This is a genomic window from Rhodopirellula sp. UBA1907, from assembly GCF_002337565.1.
Taxonomy (GTDB): domain Bacteria; phylum Planctomycetota; class Planctomycetia; order Pirellulales; family Pirellulaceae; genus Rhodopirellula; species Rhodopirellula europaea.
On record NZ_DDGH01000073.1, the window covers coordinates 50,333 to 73,873 of the forward strand.

The 23,541-nt window shown below is 56.3% G+C and carries 20 protein-coding genes and 1 pseudogene; 7 read left to right on the forward strand and 14 right to left on the reverse strand.

What is annotated here, in order from left to right:
• Positions 1-7 precede the first annotated feature (7 nt).
• The 7 genes from B2R17_RS15925 to B2R17_RS15955 all read right to left on the reverse strand — a co-directional run bounded on the left by B2R17_RS15925 (position 8) and on the right by B2R17_RS15955 (position 6,751).
• Positions 8-565 carry a dihydrolipoamide acetyltransferase gene (locus tag B2R17_RS15925; protein WP_286764755.1) on the reverse strand — a complete coding sequence of 186 codons (558 nt, stop codon included), beginning with the start codon at positions 563-565 and terminating at the stop codon, positions 8-10.
• 9 nt (positions 566-574) lie between these two features.
• On the reverse strand, positions 575-1,330 hold the full coding sequence (locus tag B2R17_RS15930) for an OmpA/MotB family protein (RefSeq protein ID WP_008664651.1): 756 nt from the start codon (positions 1,328-1,330) through the stop codon (positions 575-577).
• Complete coding sequence (locus B2R17_RS15935) at positions 1,330-2,091, reverse strand: motility protein A (RefSeq protein WP_007326458.1); 762 nt, start codon at positions 2,089-2,091, stop codon at positions 1,330-1,332. Before B2R17_RS15935 ends, B2R17_RS15930 begins: the two co-directional genes overlap by 1 nt.
• A gap of 18 nt (positions 2,092-2,109) precedes the next feature.
• Positions 2,110-2,355: a flagellar FlbD family protein gene (locus B2R17_RS15940; protein WP_007326457.1), complete on the reverse strand. Its 246-nt coding sequence runs from the start codon at positions 2,353-2,355 to the stop codon at positions 2,110-2,112.
• A gap of 344 nt (positions 2,356-2,699) precedes the next feature.
• Positions 2,700-4,139 carry an aldehyde dehydrogenase family protein gene (locus tag B2R17_RS15945; protein WP_286764756.1) on the reverse strand — a complete coding sequence of 480 codons (1,440 nt, stop codon included), beginning with the start codon at positions 4,137-4,139 and terminating at the stop codon, positions 2,700-2,702.
• A 64-nt stretch (positions 4,140-4,203) separates the two neighbouring features.
• Positions 4,204-5,346: a hypothetical protein gene (locus B2R17_RS15950; protein WP_286764757.1), complete on the reverse strand. Its 1,143-nt coding sequence runs from the start codon at positions 5,344-5,346 to the stop codon at positions 4,204-4,206.
• Between the two features lie 163 nt (positions 5,347-5,509).
• On the reverse strand, positions 5,510-6,751 hold the full coding sequence (locus tag B2R17_RS15955; RefSeq protein WP_286764758.1) for a carboxypeptidase-like regulatory domain-containing protein: 1,242 nt from the start codon (positions 6,749-6,751) through the stop codon (positions 5,510-5,512).
• A 216-nt stretch (positions 6,752-6,967) separates the two neighbouring features.
• Between B2R17_RS15955 and B2R17_RS15960 the strand changes: the two genes are divergently transcribed.
• A complete protein-coding gene (locus B2R17_RS15960) occupies positions 6,968-7,369 on the forward strand; it encodes a hypothetical protein (protein WP_286764759.1) in 402 nt (133 codons plus the stop codon).
• Between the two features lie 44 nt (positions 7,370-7,413).
• Here the strand turns inward: B2R17_RS15960 and B2R17_RS15965 are convergent, their stop codons facing one another.
• Together B2R17_RS15965 and mnmG are read right to left on the reverse strand one after the other, a co-directional pair.
• Positions 7,414-8,502, reverse strand: a complete 1,089-nt coding sequence (locus B2R17_RS15965) for an SAM-dependent methyltransferase (RefSeq protein ID WP_008659190.1) — start codon at positions 8,500-8,502, stop codon at positions 7,414-7,416.
• Complete coding sequence (mnmG, locus tag B2R17_RS15970) at positions 8,499-10,502, reverse strand: tRNA uridine-5-carboxymethylaminomethyl(34) synthesis enzyme MnmG (RefSeq protein WP_008664638.1); 2,004 nt, start codon at positions 10,500-10,502, stop codon at positions 8,499-8,501. Before mnmG ends, B2R17_RS15965 begins: the two co-directional genes overlap by 4 nt.
• 9 nt (positions 10,503-10,511) lie before the next feature.
• Between mnmG and B2R17_RS15975 the strand changes: the two genes are divergently transcribed.
• Genes B2R17_RS15975 through B2R17_RS15985 form a run of 3 tightly spaced genes read left to right on the forward strand, consistent with a single transcriptional unit; the run spans position 10,512 to position 14,965 of the window.
• The gene (locus B2R17_RS15975) at positions 10,512-12,839 is read left to right on the forward strand and encodes a hypothetical protein (protein WP_286764760.1); all 2,328 of its coding nucleotides are present in this window, start codon (positions 10,512-10,514) and stop codon (positions 12,837-12,839) included.
• 21 nt (positions 12,840-12,860) lie between these two features.
• The gene (locus B2R17_RS15980; RefSeq protein ID WP_339888197.1) at positions 12,861-13,931 is read left to right on the forward strand and encodes a glycosyltransferase family 9 protein; all 1,071 of its coding nucleotides are present in this window, start codon (positions 12,861-12,863) and stop codon (positions 13,929-13,931) included.
• 26 nt (positions 13,932-13,957) lie between these two features.
• Entirely contained in the window at positions 13,958-14,965 is a 1,008-nt protein-coding gene (locus B2R17_RS15985; RefSeq protein WP_008664632.1) for a glycosyltransferase family 10 domain-containing protein, read from the forward strand.
• 166 nt (positions 14,966-15,131) lie between these two features.
• On the opposite strand, the gene B2R17_RS15990 is transcribed toward B2R17_RS15985, so the two are convergent.
• From B2R17_RS15990 to B2R17_RS16005, 4 genes are all read right to left on the reverse strand, one after another.
• Positions 15,132-15,845 carry an FkbM family methyltransferase gene (locus B2R17_RS15990; protein WP_286764762.1) on the reverse strand — a complete coding sequence of 238 codons (714 nt, stop codon included), beginning with the start codon at positions 15,843-15,845 and terminating at the stop codon, positions 15,132-15,134.
• A gap of 128 nt (positions 15,846-15,973) precedes the next feature.
• Entirely contained in the window at positions 15,974-17,098 is a 1,125-nt protein-coding gene (locus B2R17_RS15995) for a glycosyltransferase family 4 protein (RefSeq protein WP_286764763.1), read from the reverse strand.
• Between the two features lie 123 nt (positions 17,099-17,221).
• Positions 17,222-18,580, reverse strand: a complete 1,359-nt coding sequence (locus B2R17_RS16000; RefSeq protein WP_286764764.1) for a Trx7/PDZ domain-containing (seleno)protein — start codon at positions 18,578-18,580, stop codon at positions 17,222-17,224.
• A 166-nt stretch (positions 18,581-18,746) separates the two neighbouring features.
• On the reverse strand, positions 18,747-18,977 hold the full coding sequence (locus B2R17_RS16005; protein WP_007333463.1) for an FmdB family zinc ribbon protein: 231 nt from the start codon (positions 18,975-18,977) through the stop codon (positions 18,747-18,749).
• A gap of 127 nt (positions 18,978-19,104) precedes the next feature.
• On the opposite strand from B2R17_RS16005, the pseudogene B2R17_RS16010 reads away from it, so the two are divergent.
• Together B2R17_RS16010 and B2R17_RS16015 are read left to right on the forward strand one after the other, a co-directional pair.
• Positions 19,105-19,840 (forward strand): annotated as a pseudogene (locus tag B2R17_RS16010) (NAD(P)H-hydrate epimerase).
• A 39-nt stretch (positions 19,841-19,879) separates the two neighbouring features.
• Positions 19,880-20,563, forward strand: a complete 684-nt coding sequence (locus B2R17_RS16015) for an ankyrin repeat domain-containing protein (protein WP_008664622.1) — start codon at positions 19,880-19,882, stop codon at positions 20,561-20,563.
• Between the two features lie 88 nt (positions 20,564-20,651).
• On the opposite strand, the gene odhB is transcribed toward B2R17_RS16015, so the two are convergent.
• Positions 20,652-21,965 (reverse strand): 2-oxoglutarate dehydrogenase complex dihydrolipoyllysine-residue succinyltransferase, encoded by a 1,314-nt coding sequence (odhB, locus tag B2R17_RS16020; protein WP_008664620.1) that lies wholly within the window; start codon positions 21,963-21,965, stop codon positions 20,652-20,654.
• Positions 21,966-22,295: 330 nt separating this feature from the next.
• Here odhB and B2R17_RS16025 point away from each other — a divergent pair, with 330 nt between their 5' ends.
• Positions 22,296-23,537, forward strand: a complete 1,242-nt coding sequence (locus B2R17_RS16025; protein WP_173401991.1) for a deoxyribonuclease I — start codon at positions 22,296-22,298, stop codon at positions 23,535-23,537.
• Positions 23,538-23,541: the final 4 nt, after the last annotated feature.

Below are 23,541 nucleotides of genomic sequence, written 5' to 3' on the forward strand. Positions count from 1 at the left end.
CTCCGTGTCACTCCTCGATCAGCTGGAATTCGTGAAACCCGACACCCAGCAATAAATCTTCATCCAGAAGATGGTTACATGTCGTCAAAATTCGACGCTGTAGCAAGCCCAATTGGTTTTCGGTGAGCTCATTCAGTTCGCTGTTTCGGACCTTCATTCGGATCGCATGACTAAGACGGCCCTTCTTGGAGTCGAACTCCTTCGTCATTTTATCGCGGTTTTTCTTGCGAATCAGCCCGTAGAGCCTCAATTCCACTCGGAAAGACCGTTCGGTTTCGATCGGGCTGAAGGTCTCGCCGAACGCACCCAAATCAAACTCAATTTCTTGGTTTTCGTCGGACTGTTCCTGTTCAGCTTTTTCGGCCCCCTCTTGGACCGACTGGATCAGTTCCGCTTCTGCGAGAGCGCTGACCTGTTCCGCACTCGGGACGAGGAAGAAGAACATTCCTGTTTCGAGGACGACCACCATTCCCACGAACAGAACGATCAGACTGGTGTTACTGCGAGGTTTTGACGGAGCATCCTCGAGTTCAGGTTTGTCGTCGGTTTTGTTTTCGGCGGCCATCGGATTGTCTTAAGCCTGAGGACTTTGGTCGTTGGAGTCGGAATCAGAGGTCCCTTTGGGGTCCTCCACTGTTTCATCGAGCAGGAACACTTCGACACGCGAGTCGTTGCCGAATTTGGTGATCGTTGCGTTACGGGTGATTGGTTCGGTTGCTTCGGCTGAGGAGACTCGGAAGCGATCCGAGGCGATCCCTTGCTTGGAAACCAAGTAGCGTTTGACGGCAGCGGCACGACGAATGGCCAACAACATGGCCTCATCGGTTCCAACGGTACGAGCGGCAAACTCTGCCGAAACGTGACCGCGGACTTCGATGCGTTGTGGTTTGCCACGAAGCTGCTGTGCTGTTTGCTCCAAGATGCGTTGGCTGGCGGGAGTCAGCAGATCGCTGCCGACTTCAAAGAACACGACGCTGCCAACCGCGGTCATGTGACCTGGCCGAACAATACGAACGTGATGCTCTTCACCAATCGGAGCCTTCTCGGGAACGCCACCTCGAGCGGTGTCCTTTTTCTTGGCTCGGCCAGTGGTCGAGAGCACTGAGAATTCCATTGAACGGGGTTTGGCATCGCCCGGCGCCAACGCTTCCAGTGTGCGTTTGTAGCCGAACTGTTGCTGCATCGAATCGACGAGCGCTTGGTAAGTTTCCTCTTCTTTGATCTCACTGAGCGAGACCAACATGATGAAGAACGTCAAAAGCAAACTCATCATGTCACCGAACGTGACAACCCATTCGGGAATGCCGATTTCTTCTGGTTCATCGTCCATTACTGCAGTTCCCTTTGTTTGGCAGGCAGATAGGTCTGCAGTTTCTGGTCAATCGCTCGTGGGCTCTCGCCAGACTGAATGGCCATGACGCCACGGATGGCGATCTCCATGCTGAGTTGTTCGTTGCGGCTCATCAATCCCAGCTTTTCAGCGAAGGGGCTGAAGAACACGTTGGCCACGATGGCTCCGTACAGCGTCGTGATCAGTGCGACCGCCATACCGGCTCCAATCCCCGAAGGATCGGACATGTCTTGGAGCATCATGATCAGTCCCATCAGCGTCCCGATCATCCCGTACGCCGGAGCGAACCGACCGAGTTGATCCATGATGGATTTGCCTTCGCGGTGACGCATCGCCATCCCAGCGACCTCGGTGCGAAGAACTTCTTCCACGATCTCGGGTGCCGTTCCGTCGACTGCCATTTGCAGTCCGGTCTTCACGAGTGAGTTGTTGATCTCGCCGATCTTTGATTCCAATGCCAGCAATCCATCACGGCGTGCGATCTCTGCGAGTTCGACGATTGATTTGATCAAAGCCAGACGATCTTCGCCTTTGTTCAAGATCACTTTCAATGCGATGATCGGGCTCTTCAAAATCGATCCCATTGGGAAGCAGATCAAAGCGGCCGCAAATGCACCACCAACCACCACCAATCCCGACGGAATGTCGATGAAGGCCGAGAAGGGTGCGTTGCCAAGCAGGATGGAGACGAGGATCAAGCCGATCGCGAAGATCAGACCGAGCAGACTGGCGATGTCCATTGGATTGGTTTCTTCGAACTAGGAAGTCGTGTGAGGGATGGAATCCGTTGGTGCTGACTGAAGCACGGCTGGCATCGGCGGCAAAAAATGTTTGCGTTGTTGGTAGGCGATGGATCGGTCGACGACCTCGTCCATCGTTTCTTTGACGGCCAGACGTTCGCCGTTGGTCAGCGTGACGAACGTGTCGCCGCGTCGTTCGACATATCGAATCAGTTCGGCGTTCAAGACGAAGGCTTCGCCGTCGAGTCGAGTGAGCTTGATCATGTTTGGCGTACCCCGCGGTTTCAGTGGACCGTTCGCTACGGCGATTGTGCTCGCCGACCGAAAACCGTGCTGACGATCGAAATTGGTCTGCTGAAAGGTAGGTCACGTTTGTGGGCAGGCTGCAACGACCGCTTGATTCTTGAGGTGTTTCCGCAACACGCCGGCGAAACCGGAACAATCGATTCAACCCGCCCTTCGCAGTCCTGCGATTGAGGGCGAAGGCATCGCCAAAAGCGTTTCAACATTGGACTAGCCCAAAAAAAAACGCCGCGAAAGCAAATTGCTTTCGCGGCGTTTGGAAGCTGTCGATGAGCTCGTGCGACTCAGATCACGTCTGATGCAGGTCAGACGCTGGTGGTAGCTGGCATCGGTTCGATTTGATATGCACGGTTGGCGAACAGGAACTCGATGATGTTGCCTTCGTGCGGTTGCAACCAATTCAGTCGGTTGGTTGGCAACGGGCCAATGTTCAGCCGATCGATGTCCACGCAGCGTGACGCATCTTGGATGAATTTCTCATCCGATGTGATCACTGTGCCAATCAGGCTGGTGCCGATGCGAGAAAGCATTTGATCCTGCGGGCATTCGACGACGCTGACAAACGGGAACATGTATTCCTTTGCCGCAACGCCTCGGTCAGGCGAATCCGCATGGATGACCATCGGACGAAGGTAAGCACAGTGATCACGTTCGATCAGCTTCTCACCGTACTCGGCCGTCATGTCCGTCACACCGCTTTCGGCCAAGTCTTGTTGGACCATGGCGTAAGTTCCGGTCGCCATGGCGGGGACCGTGAAGGCTGCCAACTGGGCCTCGGGGTCGCTTGGTGGGCGAACATCGACTGGTCCGATTCGCTCCGCGATCGCAGCTGCGATTTCTCGTGTATGACGACTGGCCCAGATGCCGGAGCAGTTGATGCAACTGCGACCGGAATTGCTCAGCACACTTTCCACCATCACATCCAAGAACATCTCCCAGTCGTCGACGATGTCGTCGCCGAGCAAGATCTTGGAGAATCCAGGACCGTGCGGTTGAACCTTTGGGTTGCCCGCGTGTTGAGCGATCGTTTGGGCGCTGCCGAAGATCATGCTGCGTGCGGTCTTCGCCATGATTGCTCCACCGGCGTCGTGACCGCCGGGGTACAAACCAAACGCGGCCGAGGGGACACCGGCTGCGATGAACGCGGAGACCATACGGTATGGCGTCCATGGCTCTTGCGAACCTGGTTTGAGTGCTAATCCGATCTGCATCGGAATCGCTGGTAGCCATAGCGTGTGGACACCCGGCGAGTTGTTTGGAAGGATCGCGCCGAGAATCGGTGTCTGAGCTTGGTAGCTGACCGTGACGCCGCGACCTTCTTCTCCGTAGCCCTTGGACAAAATCGACAAGTCCAAACCACGCGTCAGGCAGTCCAGAATCTGTTCCATGTTGCTAAGCACGAAACTGTTCTTCGACATGTTGGACCGACACATGTGTTCGGGCAATCCCGTGCTGGCCGATTGCTGGTGGATGAAGTCGTCAACGGTTTGTTGCGAATCACCAACCGACAGCGTCTCTTTCTCGAACAGTTCGGCTGCCTTGCGGCACATCTGCAACAGTTCGTTGGTTGGCACCTCGAGCAGTGCTTCGCGGGCCTTGTGAGCCACGCGTAGATCGCGGCCGACGATGCCACCGCCCACTGTGCCAATGCGCGCGATTGGTTCGCCCGTGTCAAAGTGAACGACGTCGTTGAATTCGAGGGACTCGTATTGTTTGCCCCAACGAAGTGGATTCAGTGTGATCATGGAAGTCGAAATGAAATCAGAGGTGGAACGAAAGTGATGTCGAGGGGCCAAGCGGCATCGCGAATTAATAGACGCCGACAGTTGTTGCACTCGCCAGTTCGTGGAACGGACGCACGCCGCTGACCCCATCCCAGGGATAGGTTTCAAATGGTTGTTCGCGTTCACCTTCGTCGCGTTCCATGAATCCGGGAACAAAGAACTCATCCGTCAGCGTGTAAAGCTTCACACGCCCCGTCTCTCCGTAGCCGACTTTGGTGTTGTAGTCGTCAAACTGAACGACCTCAGTGACCGCACGGGGTTGCGGTGCGTAGTAACTGATCTTGTATCCATCCGCGGCAGTAATGGGCTTGCTGCAGGCAAGTCCCATTAAGGTGTTGCCGTAGGTGGGAGTCATGAACACGCCGCCTTCTTCAGGAGGTCCGCCGAGCATTTCTTCCACAGCGAATCGAGTCCACTGAGGGGTGAATTCCGTTCCGCCAGAGAATATCCCCTTGATTCCGACCGCGGCCAGCGAAGTTCCTTTCTCTTCGAGAGCTTCGCCAAGTGATTCCAGCAATTTAGGAGTCGCGAACATGCACTTCACATCGTGGCCAGCGGTCAAAATAGTGACAGCCTGATCAATGCAGTGTTTCTTGTACTCTTCCAGGTGGTCCATCCAACCTTTCTTGATCAGCTTCACTACCCAACGAGGGTCAAGGTCAATGCAGAAACAGATCCCACCTCGGTGCTGTGCTAGGTGTTCCACCGCCAAACGCAGACGACGTGGACCGCTGGGGCCGAGCATCAACCAATTGGAGCCTTTCGGAAAGTGTTCGTCTGGCAGGGTGTCGCTGAAGAGCTCGTAATCCTTCCAGTGGTCTTCGATCACCATCCGGCTTTTCGGGATACCCGTTGTGCCTCCGGTTTCAAAAACATACACGGGTTTGCCCGCGTGACCTTTGGGAACCCAGCGATTGATCGGCCCTCCGCGCAGCCATTCGTCCTCAAAGTGGGGGAATTTCTTTAGGTCATCGAACGACTTCACATCGGTGAGCGGGTCGAAGTTGAGTTCCGCCTTCTTTTCCAACCAGAACGGAGATCCCGTGTTGTCGCTGAAATGCCAATGAACGGTTTTCAGCGTGTGTTCATTGAGCTGATCGAGTGCCTTCGCCGCGGCGGCTTGGACTTCGGGATTGATTGGAGCGGGAGCACCTTCAACAAGACTCATAGGGTCCTCAGGTGGGAATGGGGCGAAAGGCGGGGACAGGAGTTTGGGGTTTTCAGCATTATGCCAGAAAGGGAAGCCGCCGACGATCGGCGCACGAAAAAAGGCCGCGGGTTGAGACGGTCCCGCGACCTTTTTTGAGTGAGTCCGAATCGAACGAATTCGATCAGGGAACGATTGGGCTGGCAGGTTGTGGTGGGAAGACGTTGTCGTTGTCGTCGTCATCCAGCGATGCTGCGATGATGCCCAACCCAGCGAGCGAAGCGATTCCGCCCAGTCCGCCGCCGAAGCCACCGCCTCCGCCGCCACCAAATCCACCGCCGTAGCTTCCGCCACCACCAGCGAATCCGCCGCCACCGATTGGGTTACCGAATGCGTCGACTGGGTTGCCGAAGGCATCCACAGCGGTTCCGAAGCCGTCGTCAACGATCATGCCGTCTTCGACAATGGTTTCTTCAACAACGATTGATTCGCCGATCACAACTTCGTTGCAAGCTTCGATTGCCATTGGCAATGGAGCAACTTGCATTGAGAATTGTGGGCAACAGCAGCAGCAAGCGTCGTTGTTGTTTCCGAAGCCGACAAAGGTTTCACCGTTGTTGTTGAGCAAAGCGGTTTCTGCGTTGGCAGTTGCTTCGTCAACCAGTTCGAATCCAGCCATTCCCAATCCCGACAGGCCGATTGCCAAGATCGAGTATTCGCCGGGAGCGACATCAGCGAATTCGAACGATCCGTCGCGATTGCTGACGACTCGGTCAACTGTTTCGCCATCGTGGATCAGGAAGATGTTCAAGAGTCCGGCATCGGTGAGGCTGCGGCCTTCGGCACCAGCCATGTGGATGCGGCCTTTCATGCCACCGTTGGATTGTGCAACGCGGAAGAGGTTCTCGCCAACAACTTGGCTCGAAATTCCCTTCAGGTCAGCGTTTGCGATCGAAGTCAGGCTATCTTTGCCAGCTGGTGGCAAGTAGCGAATGATCGACGATTTGATGATCGAGTAGTCGATGCCAGCGGCAGCGATTTCGGCCGTCTTAGGATACATTTCCGAAGAAGCCATGTCGTTGCTGACAACGTGCATCGCACAGCATGCGAAGGCGCCATCTGCACGAGCGGATAGAGCGTAAACGCCAGGTGCAACACCGGTGAAAGTGAAGTCGCCTTCTTCATTGCTCTTCGAACGCAAGGTCTTGCCCGATGCGTCGGTCAAAACAATGGTCGCGTCCGCGATCGTTTCGGAGGATCCGTCTGTCGAAGGAAGGATCAGACGACCGGTCAGTTCGCCGGCAACGGCTGGGTTGACCCATTGAGGAACCGTCAGGTGATCATTCAGTTTGACGTTCGAGTCTTGAGCGACGGCGATGGTCATCGTCATCGCAAGCATGCCGGCAAAGGCAGCAAAGCGTTTCATGGTGTGTCTCTGGTTAGGGTGTCTCAATTGCCTAAAATTCAATTCTAGTCTGACTCGAAATGGAATCCGCGCTCAGACGAACAACAGTTTTGTCCGAATCCCCCCGGAAGTCACGGCAAAATCACCGAGAAAATCGAAAGTGTGGGAGATTGGGTAAGTTGTGCGAACGAAGTGTAGGCAGGATGAGGGGCAAGGACAAGATTCGTTGTATGAAAGATGCGTGAATTGGCTCAGCTCAACCCTTACAGCGTTTCTGCGCAAAGCTCGCTCGAAAAAGGCGTGTTTTCAGAGTGCGCGACACTTCACCGACGCTCGTTTCTGTACCGCGAAATCCAGTTCGAAAAGCCGTTCCAGGGAACGTTTGTATACAACGGGTGGTGGTTCAGGCAGGTCATCACGATCAATGCGGTGCCCTGTTGGTTCAGAATCAGCTGGCTTCGCATTCACTCTCGGTTTCAGTTCGAATTGCCTGAAGAACTGACCCCGGCCGGCGATTTGTATTCCGCCGCAGAATCTAGCCAGACCGTTCATGGAGAAATTGAGTTCTCTCGAACTTTGGCAATTCGGCGTTTCCGGGTTTGGCTGGGCGAACAGGTCATTTACGACGAGATTCGTTGATCGCGAAAGTGTCCACTGCGGAACGCCGAGGTGAAACCGTTTGATCAGGCCGGCAGCGTGACGGCCGCACAGACTTCGCACCGGTTGCGGGCCAATTGACGGACTTCCAAACGCTCGACGCCCCAGGTTCGAATGAAGTTGCACCAGCGTTCTAGGTGAGTCGCGTTTTCGTATTCGCCCAATTTCATCGTGATCAGCAAACCGCGAAAACTCGTTTCGCGACTGTCCACCATGTTTCGGACTGTGCTGAGCGTTGCATCGGGCTTCACCGTTGAATCGACCAGCAACCACTTGGCTCCGCGAAAGACTCGGCGGGGCAGGTCGCCGGCGCGGGCGGGGTAGTGAATGAATCGCGGGTGGTCAGCGATTCGAGGATCCATGTCGGCCGGATCCACACCAATGACTTGCATCCCCAGTTCCAGCAGGCGGCCGCAGGCTCCGCCCGGGGCACTGCCGACTTCGACGGCCAAATCGCCTGGCCGCATGTCAAAGCCACTCCATGCGATCGATTCGGCGGCTTTGAAGTACGCCCGAGAAATGGGTTCGTACGCGGGTTCGATCGGTTGGACTCCGCCGGGCCAGCGTGTTGGCAGTGTCGTCGCCTCATGAGTTCCAAAGAACCACTGCGACGGATCAACCAAGACCACGTCCAAAATCCGTTGGCCGTTTTCAGCGATTTGATTGGGTCTCGCACAAGTCAGCCCAGGGCCGTTGGAAGCTGACCCATCGTGAAGAGCTGCCCAAATTTCATCCGCAACCGCGGCGGAAACTTCGTCGATGCCAGGTTCGAAATCGAAACGCCCGATCGCAGTGCGGTCTCGAGGCCATACATGCAGCTGATCAAACGGCACCGTTTCAGATGAGATGGCTTGCTGCAGTTTCTGAATCATCGCTGACGAGTGATCACTCTTGGCCGATCCCAGTGAACGGGCGGCGGTTCGAATGAAGACTCCGGTCGGCGGCCGTTTGTTTTGATCATGTTTGGCGGTGACAAAACCGGGACGCGAAAATGCGAGCCGCCATCCTTCGTTGGCAATTTGTTCTTTGACCAAAGTCTCGGCGCCGTGGGCGCAGCACATCATTGCAAAGGAACTTTGTTGGTTGGAGCTTTGCGTGTTTGGATCGGCGGTCAAAGGGAATCCGAAGCAGAGGAGGTTGGTCGAGAGGGTTCGTTGTCGGACGACGCACGATTATCATCCGGCTCGGACGATTTGGTTTGAGAGAGCGAGTTGTTTTCGATGTGGGCGAGAACCAACGCCAAGTCCGCCGGAGTGATTCCGCTGATTCGTTTGGCTTGGCCCAAGTTCAGCGGGCGAACCTTTGTCAGCTTTTCTTTTGCTTCATTGCGAAGCGGCCCGATCTTGTCGTAGTCAAACGAAACCGGGATCGACTTTTCAGCGTGTCGCGATTGCTTGTGAACTTCGGCTTGTTGCCGGTCGATGTAGCCCGCGTATTTAATGTCGATCGAACACTGTTCGGCTGCTTCACGTCCAATGCTTGCTAGCTCAGGGACTTGTTCAGCGATTACGTCCCAAGTCACCTCCGGCCGTCGCAGGTAGACGTCGCCGCGAACGGTGGGACCCGTTTCCGGTTGGAATTTGGCTTGCTTCAGTAGCTCGGTTCCACGTTCGATCTCGGCTAGCTTCTGGTGGAAACGTTCGCGTCGAGCGGCGTCGATCAGGCCCAGTTCATCGGCTTGAGAGGTCAACCGACGATCGGCGTTGTCCTGCCGCAGCAGCAACCGATACTCGGCTCGGCTGGTGAACATTCGGTAGGGTTCGTCAGTGCCGCTGGTCACCAAGTCGTCGACGAGCACGCCTATGTAGGCGTCTTGCCGAGAGGGTACCCACGGTGCTTGGGACGCAGTCGTTCTCGCTGCGTTCAGGCCAGCGATCAAACCTTGTCCAGCCGCTTCTTCGTATCCGGTGGTGCCGTTGATTTGACCAGCAAAGAACAGCCCTGACACTGATTTGGATTCGAGGTGGGGCCACAACTGAGTTGGCGGGCAGTAGTCGTATTCGACCGCATAGCCGTAACGCATGATCGCGGCTTTTTCCAAACCAGGAATGCAGCGGAACATTGCGTCTTGAACGTCCCGAGGCAGGCTGGTTGAGATGCCGTTGACGTACACCTCGCAAGTTTGCCGGCCTTCTGGTTCCAAGAACAACTGGTGGCTGGACTTGTCGGCGAAGCGGACCACTTTGTCTTCGATCGATGGGCAGTAACGTGGGCCGCGAGAATCAATTTGGCCGCTATACATCGGGGCCCGATCCAAGTTCGCTCGAATCAGATCATGCACACGTTCGTTGGTGTGCGCGATGTGGCACGCCATCTGTGGTGAGCTGATCGCATCGTTGAGATAACTGAATGGTTGCGGATCATCGTCACCGGGTTGCTCTTCCAGGCCCGAGTAATCGATCGTCCGAGCGTTGAGTCGCGGCGGCGTTCCGGTTTTGAATCGATCCAGCGTGAAACCCATTCGGTGCAGCGCGCCGCTGAGTCCCGCCGTCGTTCCTTCGCCCGCGCGTCCTCCGGCGGATTGCGATTTGCCCGTGTGCATGATCGCTTGCAAGAACGTGCCGGTCGTCAGGATTACCGTCGGTGCGTGGTAGACCGCATCCCCGCGAACTCGGACACCGACGACTCTCTGATTGGCCAAGCGGTCTTGTCCATCGGCGATTGGTTCCGTGATCAGGTCCTCAACGGTTTCTTGCCGGAGGTCCAAATTGTCTTGGGTTTCGATCCGATACTTGATGAAGTTCTGGTAGGCCTTTTTGTCCGCTTGAGCACGCGGGCTGTGCATCGCGGGGCCTTTGCGGCGGTTAAGCATCCGAAATTGGATTCCGGTTGCGTCGATCGCTTCGCCCATCAAGCCGCCCAGTGCGTCGACTTCGCGAACGATTTGGCCTTTTGCCACGCCGCCGATCGCTGGGTTGCAGGACATTTGTCCGACCGTATCCAGGTTGGTCGTCAGCAGGGCGGTTTTCGCACCCAGGCGTGCTGCAGCGGCGGCGGCTTCCGTTCCCGCGTGACCGGCTCCGATAACGACAACATCGTAGTCGTAGCGATTTTGAGGATTGTTAGCGGTCAATGGTTGAAGTCCACAGTCGGGAAACGCCGATGTTCGAAACACGGATTGTCAATGCGCGATGACGCTCGAGTTGACGCCAAACGAATTCACGCCAACCCAAATTTTGACCAAACCATGCGATTTGACCAGCACCAAAGTCGTTTGATTCGTCGCTCCACCGCGATTCGGCGGGCATTGGTTGCGGCAATGGTGACGGCAGGATTGGCCGGTGGCACGGTCGCGGATTCGCGTGCCACCTCGGCACAAGAAGTTGCCGATGTGATCATGAATTCGGACTCGTTCCAGATTCCGTTCAACATTGCTACAGCAGGAACAGCGCCCGTCGAGGTGCAATTGTACGTGGCAGTTCCCGCAAACCAACCCAATCCAGCCGATCAGACGGAAACATCTCGCGAGAACGGGGCGGAAACGCAATCGGGGCCATTGCAAAAGCAGAACCCGTACACCCAAGTCGGTGCCCGGACATCGGCGACAGCTGCACCCGGGCAATGGAAGTTGTTGGATCGCCAGCCACCGGACGCTCGGCAGTTTCACATTCGAGAATCCGGTGAAGGAACGTTCTGGTTCGCTACTCGTACGGTGGATGCCAATGGGCGGCCTTTCCCGCCGGGACCGATTGTTCCTGAGTTAAAGGTTGTGGTTGATACGCAAGGTCCACAAATCGATCTGGAAGCGGATTCCGACGCCGATGGCCGTGTCGTTGCAAAGTTCACGATTCGCGATGCGACGGAAACTCGCCAGCTGACCGTTCATTACGTCACCGATACGACTCGTCGATGGCAAGTCGCCACGGTCGAACGAGAAGGAAACACGGGAAGGTTGCAACTGCATCCGAAGGACGATTGGAAGCAATTGTCGCTGCGTCTTCGTGCCCTCGATCAGGCTGGCAACGAGACCATCGTCAGCGAACTGGTTCAGAAACCGCGGGTCGCGTCCAAGCCCACCACGCGATTTGCATCTGGACCCAACGGATACGGTCCCTCGTTTGGGCAAGGCATCTTCCAAGGGTTCGGCGATCTGCCGGGCCAGATGCCTGCTGGAGGCAGCGAGCCAGCTTCGCAAGGGCCTGAGATGTTGCCGTTGCCGTCTGGGATGATGTCCGAGCCAGCTGGACCTGTTGCTGGGAATGCACCCGGTGAACAGCCCCATCAGTCGGCAATGGGAGCCGCGCGAGGCATCGAAAGCATTGCAACGCCGGAAGCAGAATCGTTGCCCGCACCGTCGCGTCCGCAGACTCCCGCCGAAGCGATGCGTCCGCTCGATGCACCCGCACCGCAGACGCAGGGGCCTTCACCAGCGATGGCGACGCCGCAATTGCCCGGCCCTCAAGCTCAATTGCCTGCTATGCAAACGCCAGCCTCGCAAATGCCACCCGCACAGTCGCCGACGCTGGGAACGGCAAATGGATCTTCGTCCGCAGAACCTGAGACGCCGTTTCACGTGGGGCCGTCTCAGCCCGAGTCCATTCCTGCTCCGGCCGGTCTGAACACGAACGCGCCGTCGCAACTGAACGCCCCCGAGCCGACTCCGCCGGTCGACAAGATTCAGGATTCCAAAGAACCCGTGCAGTCGCCCTGGTCGCCTATCACTGGAGATCGCAAAAGTCGCGACCCATTGTCTCTCGGCCGTTCCACGGACACGCCCACCGAAATGCGATACGAGTCGCAACGGGCCAGTTCGGCGACGATGGAGCGTACGACACTGGATCCGCGTGAAACTTTGGACTTGAAACGATTGGCGGAGCGTTCCGTGATCCGCCACAGCGACAGCAATCGATTCAGCTTGGATTTTGAAATCGAGGCGATCGGCGGTCGTGGCGTGGAAGCAATCGAGCTCTACGGAACCACGGACGGCGGTATCACTTGGAATCGTTGGGGAACTGACCCGGACAAGGCCAGTCCTTTTGATATCGAAACCAACGGCGAAGGAATCTTTGGGTTTCAGATCGTGGTCGTCGCAGCGAACGGTTTGACCAGCCCGCGCCCGCTGAGCGGTGATGCACCCGACATCGTGGTGGTGGTCGACCAGACCGAGCCCGAGGTGAGTATCACCGGAGCACGCTATGGCGAGGCCGACCGGGCTGGGTCGTTGGTGATCGCATATCGGTGCCAAGATCAATATTTGATGTCGCGTCCAATCACGCTTTCCTTTAGTGATACTCCTGAAGGTCCTTGGACAACCATCGCCGCGGGTCTGCGAAACCTGGGCGACTACGTTTGGCCCGCGGACCCCCAATTGCCGCGCCAGATCTATTTGCGAATCGATGCAACGGACCAAGCCGGCAATGTCGGCAGTTACGTGCTCGATCAACCGGTGGACACTCGGGGGTTGGCCCCGCGAGCTCGCATTCGTGCGTTCCGATCCATCTCCAGTCGATAGTGGCGTTTCGCGTCGAACGGGTTGATTACGAATCCTGCTTTCCAACTGATTTTGATTATGTCTCTTGAGTCATCTTCTCCCATGCGGATTCTGCTCAGCCAAACGGGTGATCTGTCCGACTGCATTTTGACGCTGCCGGTCGCTTGTTCGCTGAAAGAGTATTTCCCCAATGCGCAAATCGCGATTGCCGTTGGTGTCGAAAAAGCGGACTTCTTGGAGCAGCATTCAGCGATCGATGAAGTCGTTGAATTGCCAATCCGCTGGAATCGATCGCCGCGAGGCATTCGCAGCGTGAAACAAAAACTGACTGCCCAAAATTTCGACGTGGCCATCGATTGCGACGAGTCGTTTGTGTCCGCACTAGTGTGTCAATTGTCGGCCGCCGCACGCCGGATTGGCTGGGACACGATGCCGAGATTCGCACCAAGACGCCGACTGCTCAATGAGTTGGTGACACCTGTGTTTCACCATGTGGTCGATCGTCGGTTGGAGTTGCTCGCTCCGCTCGCGATCGATCGTCCGCAAGCCAACTTTGACTGGCCAGTCGAATCAGCCGATCACCGTTGGGCAATGCGGTACCGCCATCGCTGGGCCGGGCAAGATCTGGCAATCATGGATTCCGGAAGAGTTTCATCTTCGGTCGGATGGATGTTTGATCGCTACGCCGCGACAGCTCGCTATTTGGCGGACCGGTTTCAAATGCACTCCATCGTGACTTGGCGCACATTCGAAGAACGATTGAAAGCAGAGCAGATCGTAGCGTGTGCCGGAAACGCCGCTTCGCTGGCACCCGACATGACGCTATCATTGTCCGCGGCACTCAGTCCATTGGCTCGAGTGGTGATCGCGGAGGACACACCGATGTTGCATGCTGCGGCCGCTGCAGGAGCCAAAGTGGTCGGTTTGTATGGTCCAACTGATGGAGCCGAGTCTCCTTCCGCACGCGGGCCATACCAACAACACGCGTTGGCGATCGAAACCAACTCCCGCGGTGGATCGCCACGAGGCGAAGCCATCAACCGGATCGGCGTCGAACACGTCTGCCAATGGATTGATCAACTTCAAACGCCCGCATTCGCCGAGGCGGCTTAACACTAATCGCTGTAGTTCTCACTGTTATGACCGACCGCGTTGGCATCGTTCCCTTTGGCAGTGCGGCAGAAATTTACCACCGGATGCTTCCTGCATTCCCAGGAACGCTCGGTGAAGCTTGTGAGGATTCTCTTCGCCAAGTTCATTTTAGTCACGACTTAGATGATGCGGACTGGTTGGTGGTCGCTCACCTGACGACGGAAGTTCTTGAGACGACCGTGCCATGGTCACGTCGAATATTAGTCACTGGGGAACCATCTCCCGCGGTCGACATTGGTTCTGTCAATGCCAACCAGTTTGGTATCTTGATTTCGCCCTACAACATTCCGGGTTACATCGGAACTTGGATACCCAACCACGGTGGACTGCCCTGGTTTTTTGGTAGACAAACTGAATCGCTTTGGCAGTTGAAAGACCTGCAGGAACTGCCTGTTCCCAAGAAGACGTCAACCGTGTCGGCGGTCATCTCAACCAAGGTCTTGCACGAAGGCCATCGGCAACGACTGCGATTCGTCTACCGACTGCAGGAAGTGATTGGCGACCGATTGCATCTGTATGGGCGTGGGATTCGTGAGGTGAACGATAAGGCGGACGCGATTCTGCCGCATGCGTATCATCTCTCGCTCGAAAACGTTTGTGAACCGAACTATTGGAGTGAAAAGATCAGCGATGCCTTCTTGGGCTATTCGCTGCCGTTGTATGCGGGGTGTACAAATATCGAAAACTGGTTTGACCCCGACAGCTTCGTGGCACTCAAGCTTGATGACTTGGAAAGGTCGGTCGAGCAAGTTCAGCAGATTCTCGAGAGTGATCTCTACTCTGAACGTTTGCCTGCAATCTTGCAAAGTCGAGATCGAGTTCTGCATCACGAATCGTTGTTTCATTTACTCGCCCGTGCGATCGTCGCGAATCCGAACGAAGAGCCGCGACTGAAATTGGCGCAGACGATCCACACCAAACCTGAACGATCAGTGTGGCAGAAGATCCGCAAAGAGTTCAAGCGAACCTACCACCGAATTACCTTTCGACCTTGACCGACGATATGTGGTGCCAGTTGGCAGGTTCGACGTCACGCCAGTGCCGGAGTCCCTGTGTCGCTCACTATCTCGTCGAAAACAGTGCTCAGCCGGAATTCATTGCATTCGGTCCAGACTGCGCTCGCTCAAGACCGGCGATCAGGACACTATGCAGCGAGCTTGTTCACGCAACGCGTTTGGGCATCTGAATTGCGTTGGCTGATTGAGACCATTGTTCCCAGACGAACGGGTAACACCAATCTTCGCCGTGGGATCGTGCGAGTTCGCGGCGGATGCTTTCTCGCTCTTCGTCGCTGGTGACGCACAAGTCATGGAACTGAACCTGAATGGTTTCAATGCGATTCAGCCAGCCCAATTTTGCGAGGTGTGGCAGGATGTCGTATTCGCCTCCCTCGATATTCACTTTCATCAAGTTTGCGTGGTCGACACTAATGGATTGAAGGTAGGCTCCTGCTTCAACACGGCGACCAGTGATTGATTTTTCACCTGCGCGAATGGCGGAAGATGCGTCCCCGGTATCGGACAGGATCAGGTCGCCGTCGGAACTGCTTAATGCAACCGCGTGCACGTGGATGTGAGGGTGGTCGGTATATTTCGTTTGCAGAGTTGACGCGAATTCGGGATGTGGTTCAAAGACATGAATCGTTGAACCGTAGCGAGCGTGGATGTCATCGGCCCACTCACCACGGAATCCACCAAGATCCAAGACGATCGAATCGGAGTCGAGGTTGTCAAACTCGTAGCGTTTCGTCGGAATGCCGTCGTTACGGAAGTGGTTGTACGCCTGCCGGAATTCACGGTAGCGGCGGTTGGTCAACGTCTTCCACGGCTTCCGAAAAACCTGAGCAACTCGCTGTCCGACGGTTTTTTTGGGCATTTGTTCTGTCCTCGTTCAGCGATGACGCAGCGTCAAGGTGAAGGTATGGCGAATGAGTCCGGTCGACTTCTTCGCCGACACGGCATTGGAAGTACCAGTGGTAGAAGTCCAATGTCAAGCGTCAATCGTCAGGCCGCGTGACGATCACGAAAGGATTCACCGTCCCAAAGCCTTTCGTAGACTTGTTGGTAACCATCGACTTCATTATTTAGGCTGAGCGATTGCTCGGCAAAAGATCGGCCAAGTTGCCCGGCTTTGTGCAGTTTGTTTGGATACTGGATCATGTCTTGAATCGCATGCTGAAGGGCTGCCCGATTGCCAATAGGAACGACCTGCCCGGTTACCCCTTCTTCAATCACCGACGAGTAAACACCGGTGTCGGCCGCGACGACGGGAACTCCACTTGAGAGAGCCTCGAGTACCGTCATGCCGTACCCTTCGTAGCGGGCCGGTGCGACAAGCAGCGATAGGCTGCGCATCCAAGACGGCAATTCATGACTAGGGACTTCGCCAACAAACACGATGCGATTCGTTAGTCCGCGGGCGTCAATCTTTGCTTTCAGTGCTTTCTCAAAAGCCGAGTCCTCAGGTTTGGCACGTCCAATCACCACGGCGGTAAAATCGGGATTGGTCGGCAGAAGCTCGCACATGGACTCAACGAACAAATCGGTGCCTTTTTCCGCTCGGACGCGGCCAACAATTCCAATGCCATGTTTGCCAGGTAAACCGGTGGCTTGCCAGGCTAGGAATCGATCGTCGGCAGGTGTGAATTTTTGTGTGTCGACTCCGTGCGGAACGACCGACGCAAGGTTTGGAACCAAGGATCCCGCTGTTTCGGTAGTTGCAACGACTGCATCCATCCGCGAAATCAGTGCGCGTGGAAAAGCGGAGTGTCGGCGAATTGCAGCGGAGGTGAAGACGATTCGAACGGGCAATCGCAGAATATCGCGAGCAAAGATCGCCGCACTCATTTCTATATTGCGTCGCACGTGCCAAATCGAAAAAGGGCGATTCGATGGCCGTTGATAGCTGGAGCGAAGGGCTCGCTGGTAGCTGAGCGGTTCAGGAGCGTCAGGCAGTGGGTCACCAACCAAACATAACTTCAGCCGAGACTTTTGGCCCGAGACCACAGCGTTGGCGGTTGCCGATACACCAGTGAAGCGACGATGGAAGTTGGTTACGAAAACCTCAGGGGCTCGATCAAAGCCTGCGAGACTTTCGACGCCAGAAATGTGTTCGTTGGAATGATTCATACAGCGTTTCTCCACGGTAGGGATTACCGGGAAACACACGCTGGGATCAAGATGAATCAGAGAAAATGAAAAAGCGGCGTCCGTGCCGCGGGGCAGGTGGTTGGCCCGATGAGGGCGATTGGGTCACTTCTGGATCGGAATTTCAGCGGTTCGTTCGCGGCCATTGCGAAGGAACTTCATTTGGACTCGGTCGCCCGGACGACGCTTTTCGTTGACGTGATCAAAGACGTCCGCTTCGCGAATCAAATCCGATTGGCCGTCGTATTCAATTAGGATGTCATCGACCCGCACGCCGGCTTTGTGAGCGGTCGCGTGGAGCCCGTACTTGCCGACGTTGGCGACTCGAAGTGCCATCGGCGATCGCAAATCTAGTTTCTGACGCTCACTTTCGTCCAGTGGTAGTAAACGCATTCCCCCACCGGCGATCCGCCGCATCATCCAAGACGAAACTCGCCATGACGGATCGTCCCATCGTCGCCAACCATCGGGCAACGACAATGTGACGGCTCGCGTTTGATCGCCACGTTTGGTTTGGATTTCTACCTGAGCGCCTTCGGCAGGGACTTGATTCAGAGCCCACTGCACGTCGGCCATCGATACCAGCGGTTGTGAATGGATGCTCAGCAAATCGTCGCCCGCCTGAAAACCGGCTTTCGCGGCGGCGGAATTCTTGGCAACGCTTTTCACTCGAGCTGGGAACCGGGCGTCGAGCACCAACCCGATCGATTTAGGGTGCGGGTAAGGATGCAAAACTTCTTCGGGGATCGATTGGCCTCTTTGCCAGTAGTAGTCCCGCCGGGCTTCGCCAATTTGATGGCAATGAATGCAACTCTTAGCGACTTGACCGGAATAGTCGAGATGATCAGGGCGGTCTGTCAGCGTGGGGTACTTTTCTGGCGAAGCAAACTCCAACGGGGCGCCGGTCTTGCCCGCCAGTGATTCACGATTGGCAGGATAGGCTTGGTGCAATTTCAGGCTCTCTCGAAGCGCGGCCGCCATTCCTTCCAAGGAAACATCGCCCAGCCATTCTGTGCGGTGCGACCGCGTTCCAAAACGGCCGTAAACAGTTTTGTCAGCGTTGAGCATGAAAACCGCGAAGGACTGGTCTGTGTCGTATTGAAAGACGTTCAGGTCCAGTCCGTTTGTGCCAACCACGCGAACGCGAACGTATTGGTCGAGCAAACGCTTCAGCTCAGGGTCGCTTTCGACCAAGTCATCGTCCAGCTTGACGCACTCTTCGCAGGGCAAGCAACGCAAGACGACCAGGATCGGCTTGCCGGTCTGGCGGGCTTGTTCGTAAGCGGCATCCAGATCGTTGTAGATCCAGTAACCGGTTGCCAGGACACGTTCACGATCATTGCGAACAATCGTTTCGCGATCCTCTTTCGCGTTCGCTTCATCAACTCTCGCGAGCGAGGCGAAGCTGGCGGAAAGGAGGGCGGGGATAAGTGCGACAGCGCGCAATCGTCGAAGGCGGCTCATGAAAACTCTCCTGGCTGGAAGGGACGCCGAAACGGGTGCCTCGGTGAAGGAGGGCCACAGATCAGGCGTCTACAGAAAGCGTCAGATGGGGGCGTGGATTGTAAACCATTCCACGCCCCGTTTGAGAATTCATGGAGCTCGCTAAAACGCAAGCTGCTCAGCCGAGTTACATTTGGCAACCGCCACCGCAGCATCGCGGGGCACCACATGCTTCACCGCCGCCAGCCATCGGCAGGCTCGAGCTGCCGCCGCTCATCGAGGGAGCCGACGGGACGCTTAGGACGCGTGTCAACTCAGCATTGCTGCACTTTGGGCAGGACACTTCTTCACCTGGCGATCGAACCAGGATCTCAACCACATCATCACACGACTTGCATTCGTATTCGTACAGGGGCATCTTCGGTATCCGAGAGGAACACAATCCAAGGGGAAATTTTGGGCACCACGCCCACGACCCCATTGTTTCTCACGGAAGACGTTCCGGCCACTGGGAATGGTCAAAGAAGAAGCATTTTGTATCCCGGATGGGTTCCGAACATCTTTCGGCCCGTCCTGGCTTCGTCCGAATATTCAATGGAAGCGACAATGAAACCGGTATTGCAGTTGTCACCCATGACGTGCCAGCGAATTCGCGAAATTGATCAGGTGGCGATGGAGCAATTCCAAATGCCAAGCATCGTTTTGATGGAAAATGCGGGTCGCGGGGCAGCGGAATGCATTCATCAGATCACGCCGGATGGCAACGTGTTGATCTTGTGCGGGAAAGGCAACAACGGTGGCGACGGATTCACGATCGCTCGGCATCTGCAGTTGGCCGGGCGTGAGGTGACGATCTTGGCGATGGCAACGACGAACGAATTGCAAGGCGACGCGGCGATCCAAGCAAAAATCGCGGAGGCGGCGGGGATTCAGATTCAGGTTATTGGTGAGACTGATGAAACAGAGCTCTTGTCGGCAGCGGATGTGATTGTCGATGGGTTGCTGGGCACCGGAGCCAAGCCACCGCTGCGAGGGCGCTACGCCAAGGTGGTGGAAGCAGCCAATGCGAGCTCCGCGATTCGAATCGCTTTGGACATCCCCACGGGAATGAATGGCGACACGGGAGAAACCGGCGAGGCGACGTTTCGGGCCGATCACACGTTAACGTTTGCCGCGTCCAAAGTTGGATTCGACAAGTCGGACGCCGCCCGTTTCACTGGCGAAGTTCACGTGATTTCAATCGGCGTGCCATTGAAACTGCTGCGTCAATTCAGTTCGTGAGCTTGGCTGGTCTGAGTCGCTGCGACTATGTTAGGGCTCATGCAAAACAACCCTCTTCAAACGCGTCGCGTTCCAGTCCGTTCGTTCTCTGTCTCGAGCGTCCTGATCCTTGGTTCGGCCCTTGGGCTTTTGGGGTGTGAGTCCAAGCGACTCTCACCGGAGGATTTCCCGCGGCGGGAGCGTGAAGAGGTGCTGGCACCACAGGCTCCCGAAGGCATGGCCACCTCGGAAGATGTTCCGCTTCCCGAGAAGTCGCCCGAAGACAATTTTCGCGAAGCCGCGATGATGGGCGATTTGGCTGGTGTGAAACGGCTCGTTGGCCAGGGCGTGGATGTTTCAGCCATGGACGAGAATCAGCGAACGGCATTGCAGATGGCTGCGTTCGACGGTCACACACCGGTCGTCGAATGGTTTCTTTCTCAGAATGTCGAAGTTGACCATCGAGATTCGTTTGGTCGCACGGCACTGATGTATGCCTCGACCGCCGACAATGCAGAAACGGTCAAGTTGTTGCTCGATGCCGGTGCGGCGGTGGACTTGGTCGACAGCGAAGAACACTTTTCACCGCTGATGTTCGCCGCGGCGGAAGGTCAGATGGCGGTGGTCGAGTTGTTGCTTGCGGCTGGGGCCGATCCAACCAAAGCCGACATCGACGGCGAAACCGCAATTGACTTCGCCAGCAACAACGGTCACACCGAAGTCGTCAAACGACTGAAACAGTGAGCCGATGGCCATTGGACCCGTTTCCCATGAAAGGAACCGAGGGCAACCTTGAATCGAACGTGCGAGCTGGATGAAGCCCGCGACCGGATCAGACTTCCAAAAACAATCGGGCTGGGTCTTCGATCGTTTCCTTGATCGCGACCAAGAATCCAACTGCTTCGCGACCGTCGACGATGCGGTGATCGTAAGTTAACGCCACGTACATCATCGGACGAATGACGACTTGGCCGTCTTCCGCGACGGGGCGTTCTTGGATCGAGTGCAGGCCCAGGATGCCGCTTTGTGGTGGGTTGACGATTGGAGTGCTGAGCAGCGATCCGTAAATGCCGCCATTGCTGATCGTGAACGTGCCGCCCATCAAGTCGCTTGGTTGCAATCGGTTTTCGCCGGCCAAACGAGCGTACTCAGCGATGCTGCCTTCGACTTCGGCAAACGACATGCGTTCGACGTTGCGAAGGACCGGAACGACCAAGCCTTTGCCACCGCCGATTGCGATGCCGATGTCTTGGTAGTTGCGATAGACCATCGAGTCGCCACGGATTTCCGCGTTGACGGCGGGGTAACGACGCAGGGCTTCGACGGTCGCTTTGGCAAAGAACGACATGAAGCCAAGTTTGACGCCGTGCTTCTTCGCGAAGGCGTCTTTGTATTTGCTGCGGATCGCCATGACGGGTGCCATGTTGATCTCGTTGAACGTCGTCAACAGAGCGGCGGTTTGCTGAGCCTGGACGAGTCGCGACGCGATCGTGCGACGCAGCATGCTCATCGGTTTGACTTCTTCGGATCGGTAGCCACCGCTGGTCATCAGTGAAGCCGTTTCTGGTGAAGACAATTGCTGTGCCGGAGCAGCCGGTGTGGCGGGCGCAGCCGGTGGTGCGGCGGGTGCGGGAGCAGGCCGCGAGGATCCGTTGCGGATGTAGGCTAGCACGTCTTCCTTCAACAACCGACCGCCGGGGCCGGTCGCGGGAACTTGCGATGCGTCCAGCTTGTGTTCGTCGAGCAATCGCTGTGCAGCGGGCATCACAAATCCGCCGCCGCTCTTGGCTGGGCTGGATGGTGCTGGCGCCGATGGAGCCGGGGCAGGTGCCGACGCGGTGTTTCCGGCTGCGGGAGCCGAACCGCCGTTGGAGGATCCACCGTCGCCACCAGCGGGCTGTTCAGCGACTTGGATCGAGGCGATTTGTTGGCCGACTTCGGCGAATTCGTCGGATTGTTTGGTGATCGACTGCAGGTATCCGCTGGCGGGAGCGGGAATTTGCACCGACGCTTTTTCAGTTTCGATTTCGACGAGGTCTTCGCCGCTTTTGACCCAGTCGCCTTCTTGTTTGAGCCAATTGCCGATTTGCACTTCGCTGATCGACTCGCCAACGGTAGGAACTTCGACGGGAATGATGTCGCTCACGGGAACGTTTCAACCACTTGATAGAAAAAGCTGGGACGGTACGAGCAACCAGAATAACGAGCCGAGCGCACAGTGTCAGCCGCGTAACGCGTGTTTGGCGCCTTCGGGATCGAAGATTGACCAAGGTTTCTGGGCAATGTCTTGACCAGCACCCCAGGAAGTTTGCCGGTTGTGAGGGAGGGGGGGATCAGTGTCCTTTTTTTGGGCTGCAACGATGCGGGCGCCGATTCAAAACGATGGTGGCCAATTGAATTGGTTCGCCACGAACAGAAGCATGCCCTGAAGTACGTTTTTCGCCCCACATCCGCCCCAAAAGTCCCGGAGGCAGTCATGTCCGATGCACCCGAGAAAGGCCATCCCATTCAAATGGCTTTGATCGTCGTGTTGTTGATCGGCGGGGGATGGTACTTCTTCAAGCATTACAACATCGACGGATTGGACGGAGTCGCGATCAAACCCAAGGCGGAATTCGCTTGGGAGAAACTCGATGATCCATTCACGTTCACCTCGTCCACCGACGCTCGCGAATCGTTGGACTGGCCGGTCGATGAATCGGGCAATCCCATCGAAGCCGACCCGGTGATCTACAGCCCCAGTGACATGCTTCGGTCGGGGCCGTCGACGACTGAGCGTACTTGGGGCAATCCGGTCTACGATGGTGCTGGTTCTGCACCGGCCGAGCAGATTTCTGCAAAGCGTCCGGCGAAGTTCAAGAATCTTCGCATCGCTTCCTGGTCCCTGGACGGATTTGGTCCGACGAAGTTGGCCAGCAACATTTGCCGAATGAATTTGATTCGCGTTGTTCGCCAGTTCGATATGGTGGCGTTGCAACAGGTTTCGTCTGTGCACCAAGATCTCGTTCCACGAATGGTCGATGCGATCAACGAGAGTTCGCTTGGCAATGGGGGCCCGGTCTACGACTACGTGCTCGGCGGACCAACCGGGCCCGCCGAACGTGGCGAGCAAATGGTGATCTTGTTTCGTCCCGATCGCATTCGTGTGGATCGAACTCAGACGTACACGGTTGCTGATCCAGACCAGCAAATGCTGTATGACCCGTTGGTGGCCTGGTTTCGTGCGGCACAGCCAACCGCATCGCGGGCGTGGACGTTCACGGTTGCCAACGTGCGAATCGATTTGGGGCGTGCTCCCGGTGAGGTCGCATTGCTGGGCCAGCTGTTTGATTCCATCCGAGATGATGGCCGCGGTGAAGACGACATCCTGATGATGGGATTGTTCCAAGCCGATGATGCGTATCTGTTGCCCACAATCGCTGGACGCTCGGTTCGTGCCGCGGTGTCCAGTACGCCCACGGATATCTTTGGCCGGCATCAGACCGAGAACATTGTCTTCGATTTCAAGTCGACTGCCGAAGCGATCGGTCGCGGCGGGGTCTATGACTTCCTGCGTGTGTACAATCTCAGCCTTTCCGAAGCACAAACCGTGTCCAGCTATTTGCCTGTGTACGCGGAGTTTTCGGCATTGGAAGGATCCCCGATTGCCAATCAGGCAACCTTGGATCAGGCCGTTGTGCAACAAGCGTCATTGCCGAGCGGCGAAACGCTTCGCTAGCTGA

Excerpts from the sequence above, each read along its gene's own strand:
- B2R17_RS15975 (WP_286764760.1), top strand. The coding sequence starts at position 10,512 with ATGCGCGATGACGCTCGAGTTGACGCCAAACGAATTCACGCCAACCCA.
- B2R17_RS15935 (WP_007326458.1), bottom strand. The coding sequence starts at position 2,091 with ATGGACATCGCCAGTCTGCTCGGTCTGATCTTCGCGATCGGCTTGATC.
- B2R17_RS15950 (WP_286764757.1), bottom strand. The coding sequence starts at position 5,346 with ATGAGTCTTGTTGAAGGTGCTCCCGCTCCAATCAATCCCGAAGTCCAA.
- B2R17_RS16000 (WP_286764764.1), bottom strand. The coding sequence starts at position 18,580 with ATGAGCCGCCTTCGACGATTGCGCGCTGTCGCACTTATCCCCGCCCTC.
- B2R17_RS15940 (WP_007326457.1), bottom strand. The coding sequence starts at position 2,355 with ATGATCAAGCTCACTCGACTCGACGGCGAAGCCTTCGTCTTGAACGCC.
- B2R17_RS15945 (WP_286764756.1), bottom strand. The coding sequence starts at position 4,139 with ATGATCACACTGAATCCACTTCGTTGGGGCAAACAATACGAGTCCCTC.
- B2R17_RS16025 (WP_173401991.1), top strand. The coding sequence starts at position 22,296 with ATGTCCGATGCACCCGAGAAAGGCCATCCCATTCAAATGGCTTTGATC.
- B2R17_RS15995 (WP_286764763.1), bottom strand. The coding sequence starts at position 17,098 with ATGAATCATTCCAACGAACACATTTCTGGCGTCGAAAGTCTCGCAGGC.
- B2R17_RS15930 (WP_008664651.1), bottom strand. The coding sequence starts at position 1,330 with ATGGACGATGAACCAGAAGAAATCGGCATTCCCGAATGGGTTGTCACG.
- B2R17_RS15985 (WP_008664632.1), top strand. The coding sequence starts at position 13,958 with ATGACCGACCGCGTTGGCATCGTTCCCTTTGGCAGTGCGGCAGAAATT.
- B2R17_RS15960 (WP_286764759.1), top strand. The coding sequence starts at position 6,968 with ATGCGTGAATTGGCTCAGCTCAACCCTTACAGCGTTTCTGCGCAAAGC.
- B2R17_RS15990 (WP_286764762.1), bottom strand. The coding sequence starts at position 15,845 with ATGCCCAAAAAAACCGTCGGACAGCGAGTTGCTCAGGTTTTTCGGAAG.
- B2R17_RS15925 (WP_286764755.1), bottom strand. The coding sequence starts at position 565 with ATGGCCGCCGAAAACAAAACCGACGACAAACCTGAACTCGAGGATGCT.
- B2R17_RS15955 (WP_286764758.1), bottom strand. The coding sequence starts at position 6,751 with ATGAAACGCTTTGCTGCCTTTGCCGGCATGCTTGCGATGACGATGACC.
- B2R17_RS16005 (WP_007333463.1), bottom strand. The coding sequence starts at position 18,977 with ATGCCCCTGTACGAATACGAATGCAAGTCGTGTGATGATGTGGTTGAG.
- B2R17_RS16015 (WP_008664622.1), top strand. The coding sequence starts at position 19,880 with ATGCAAAACAACCCTCTTCAAACGCGTCGCGTTCCAGTCCGTTCGTTC.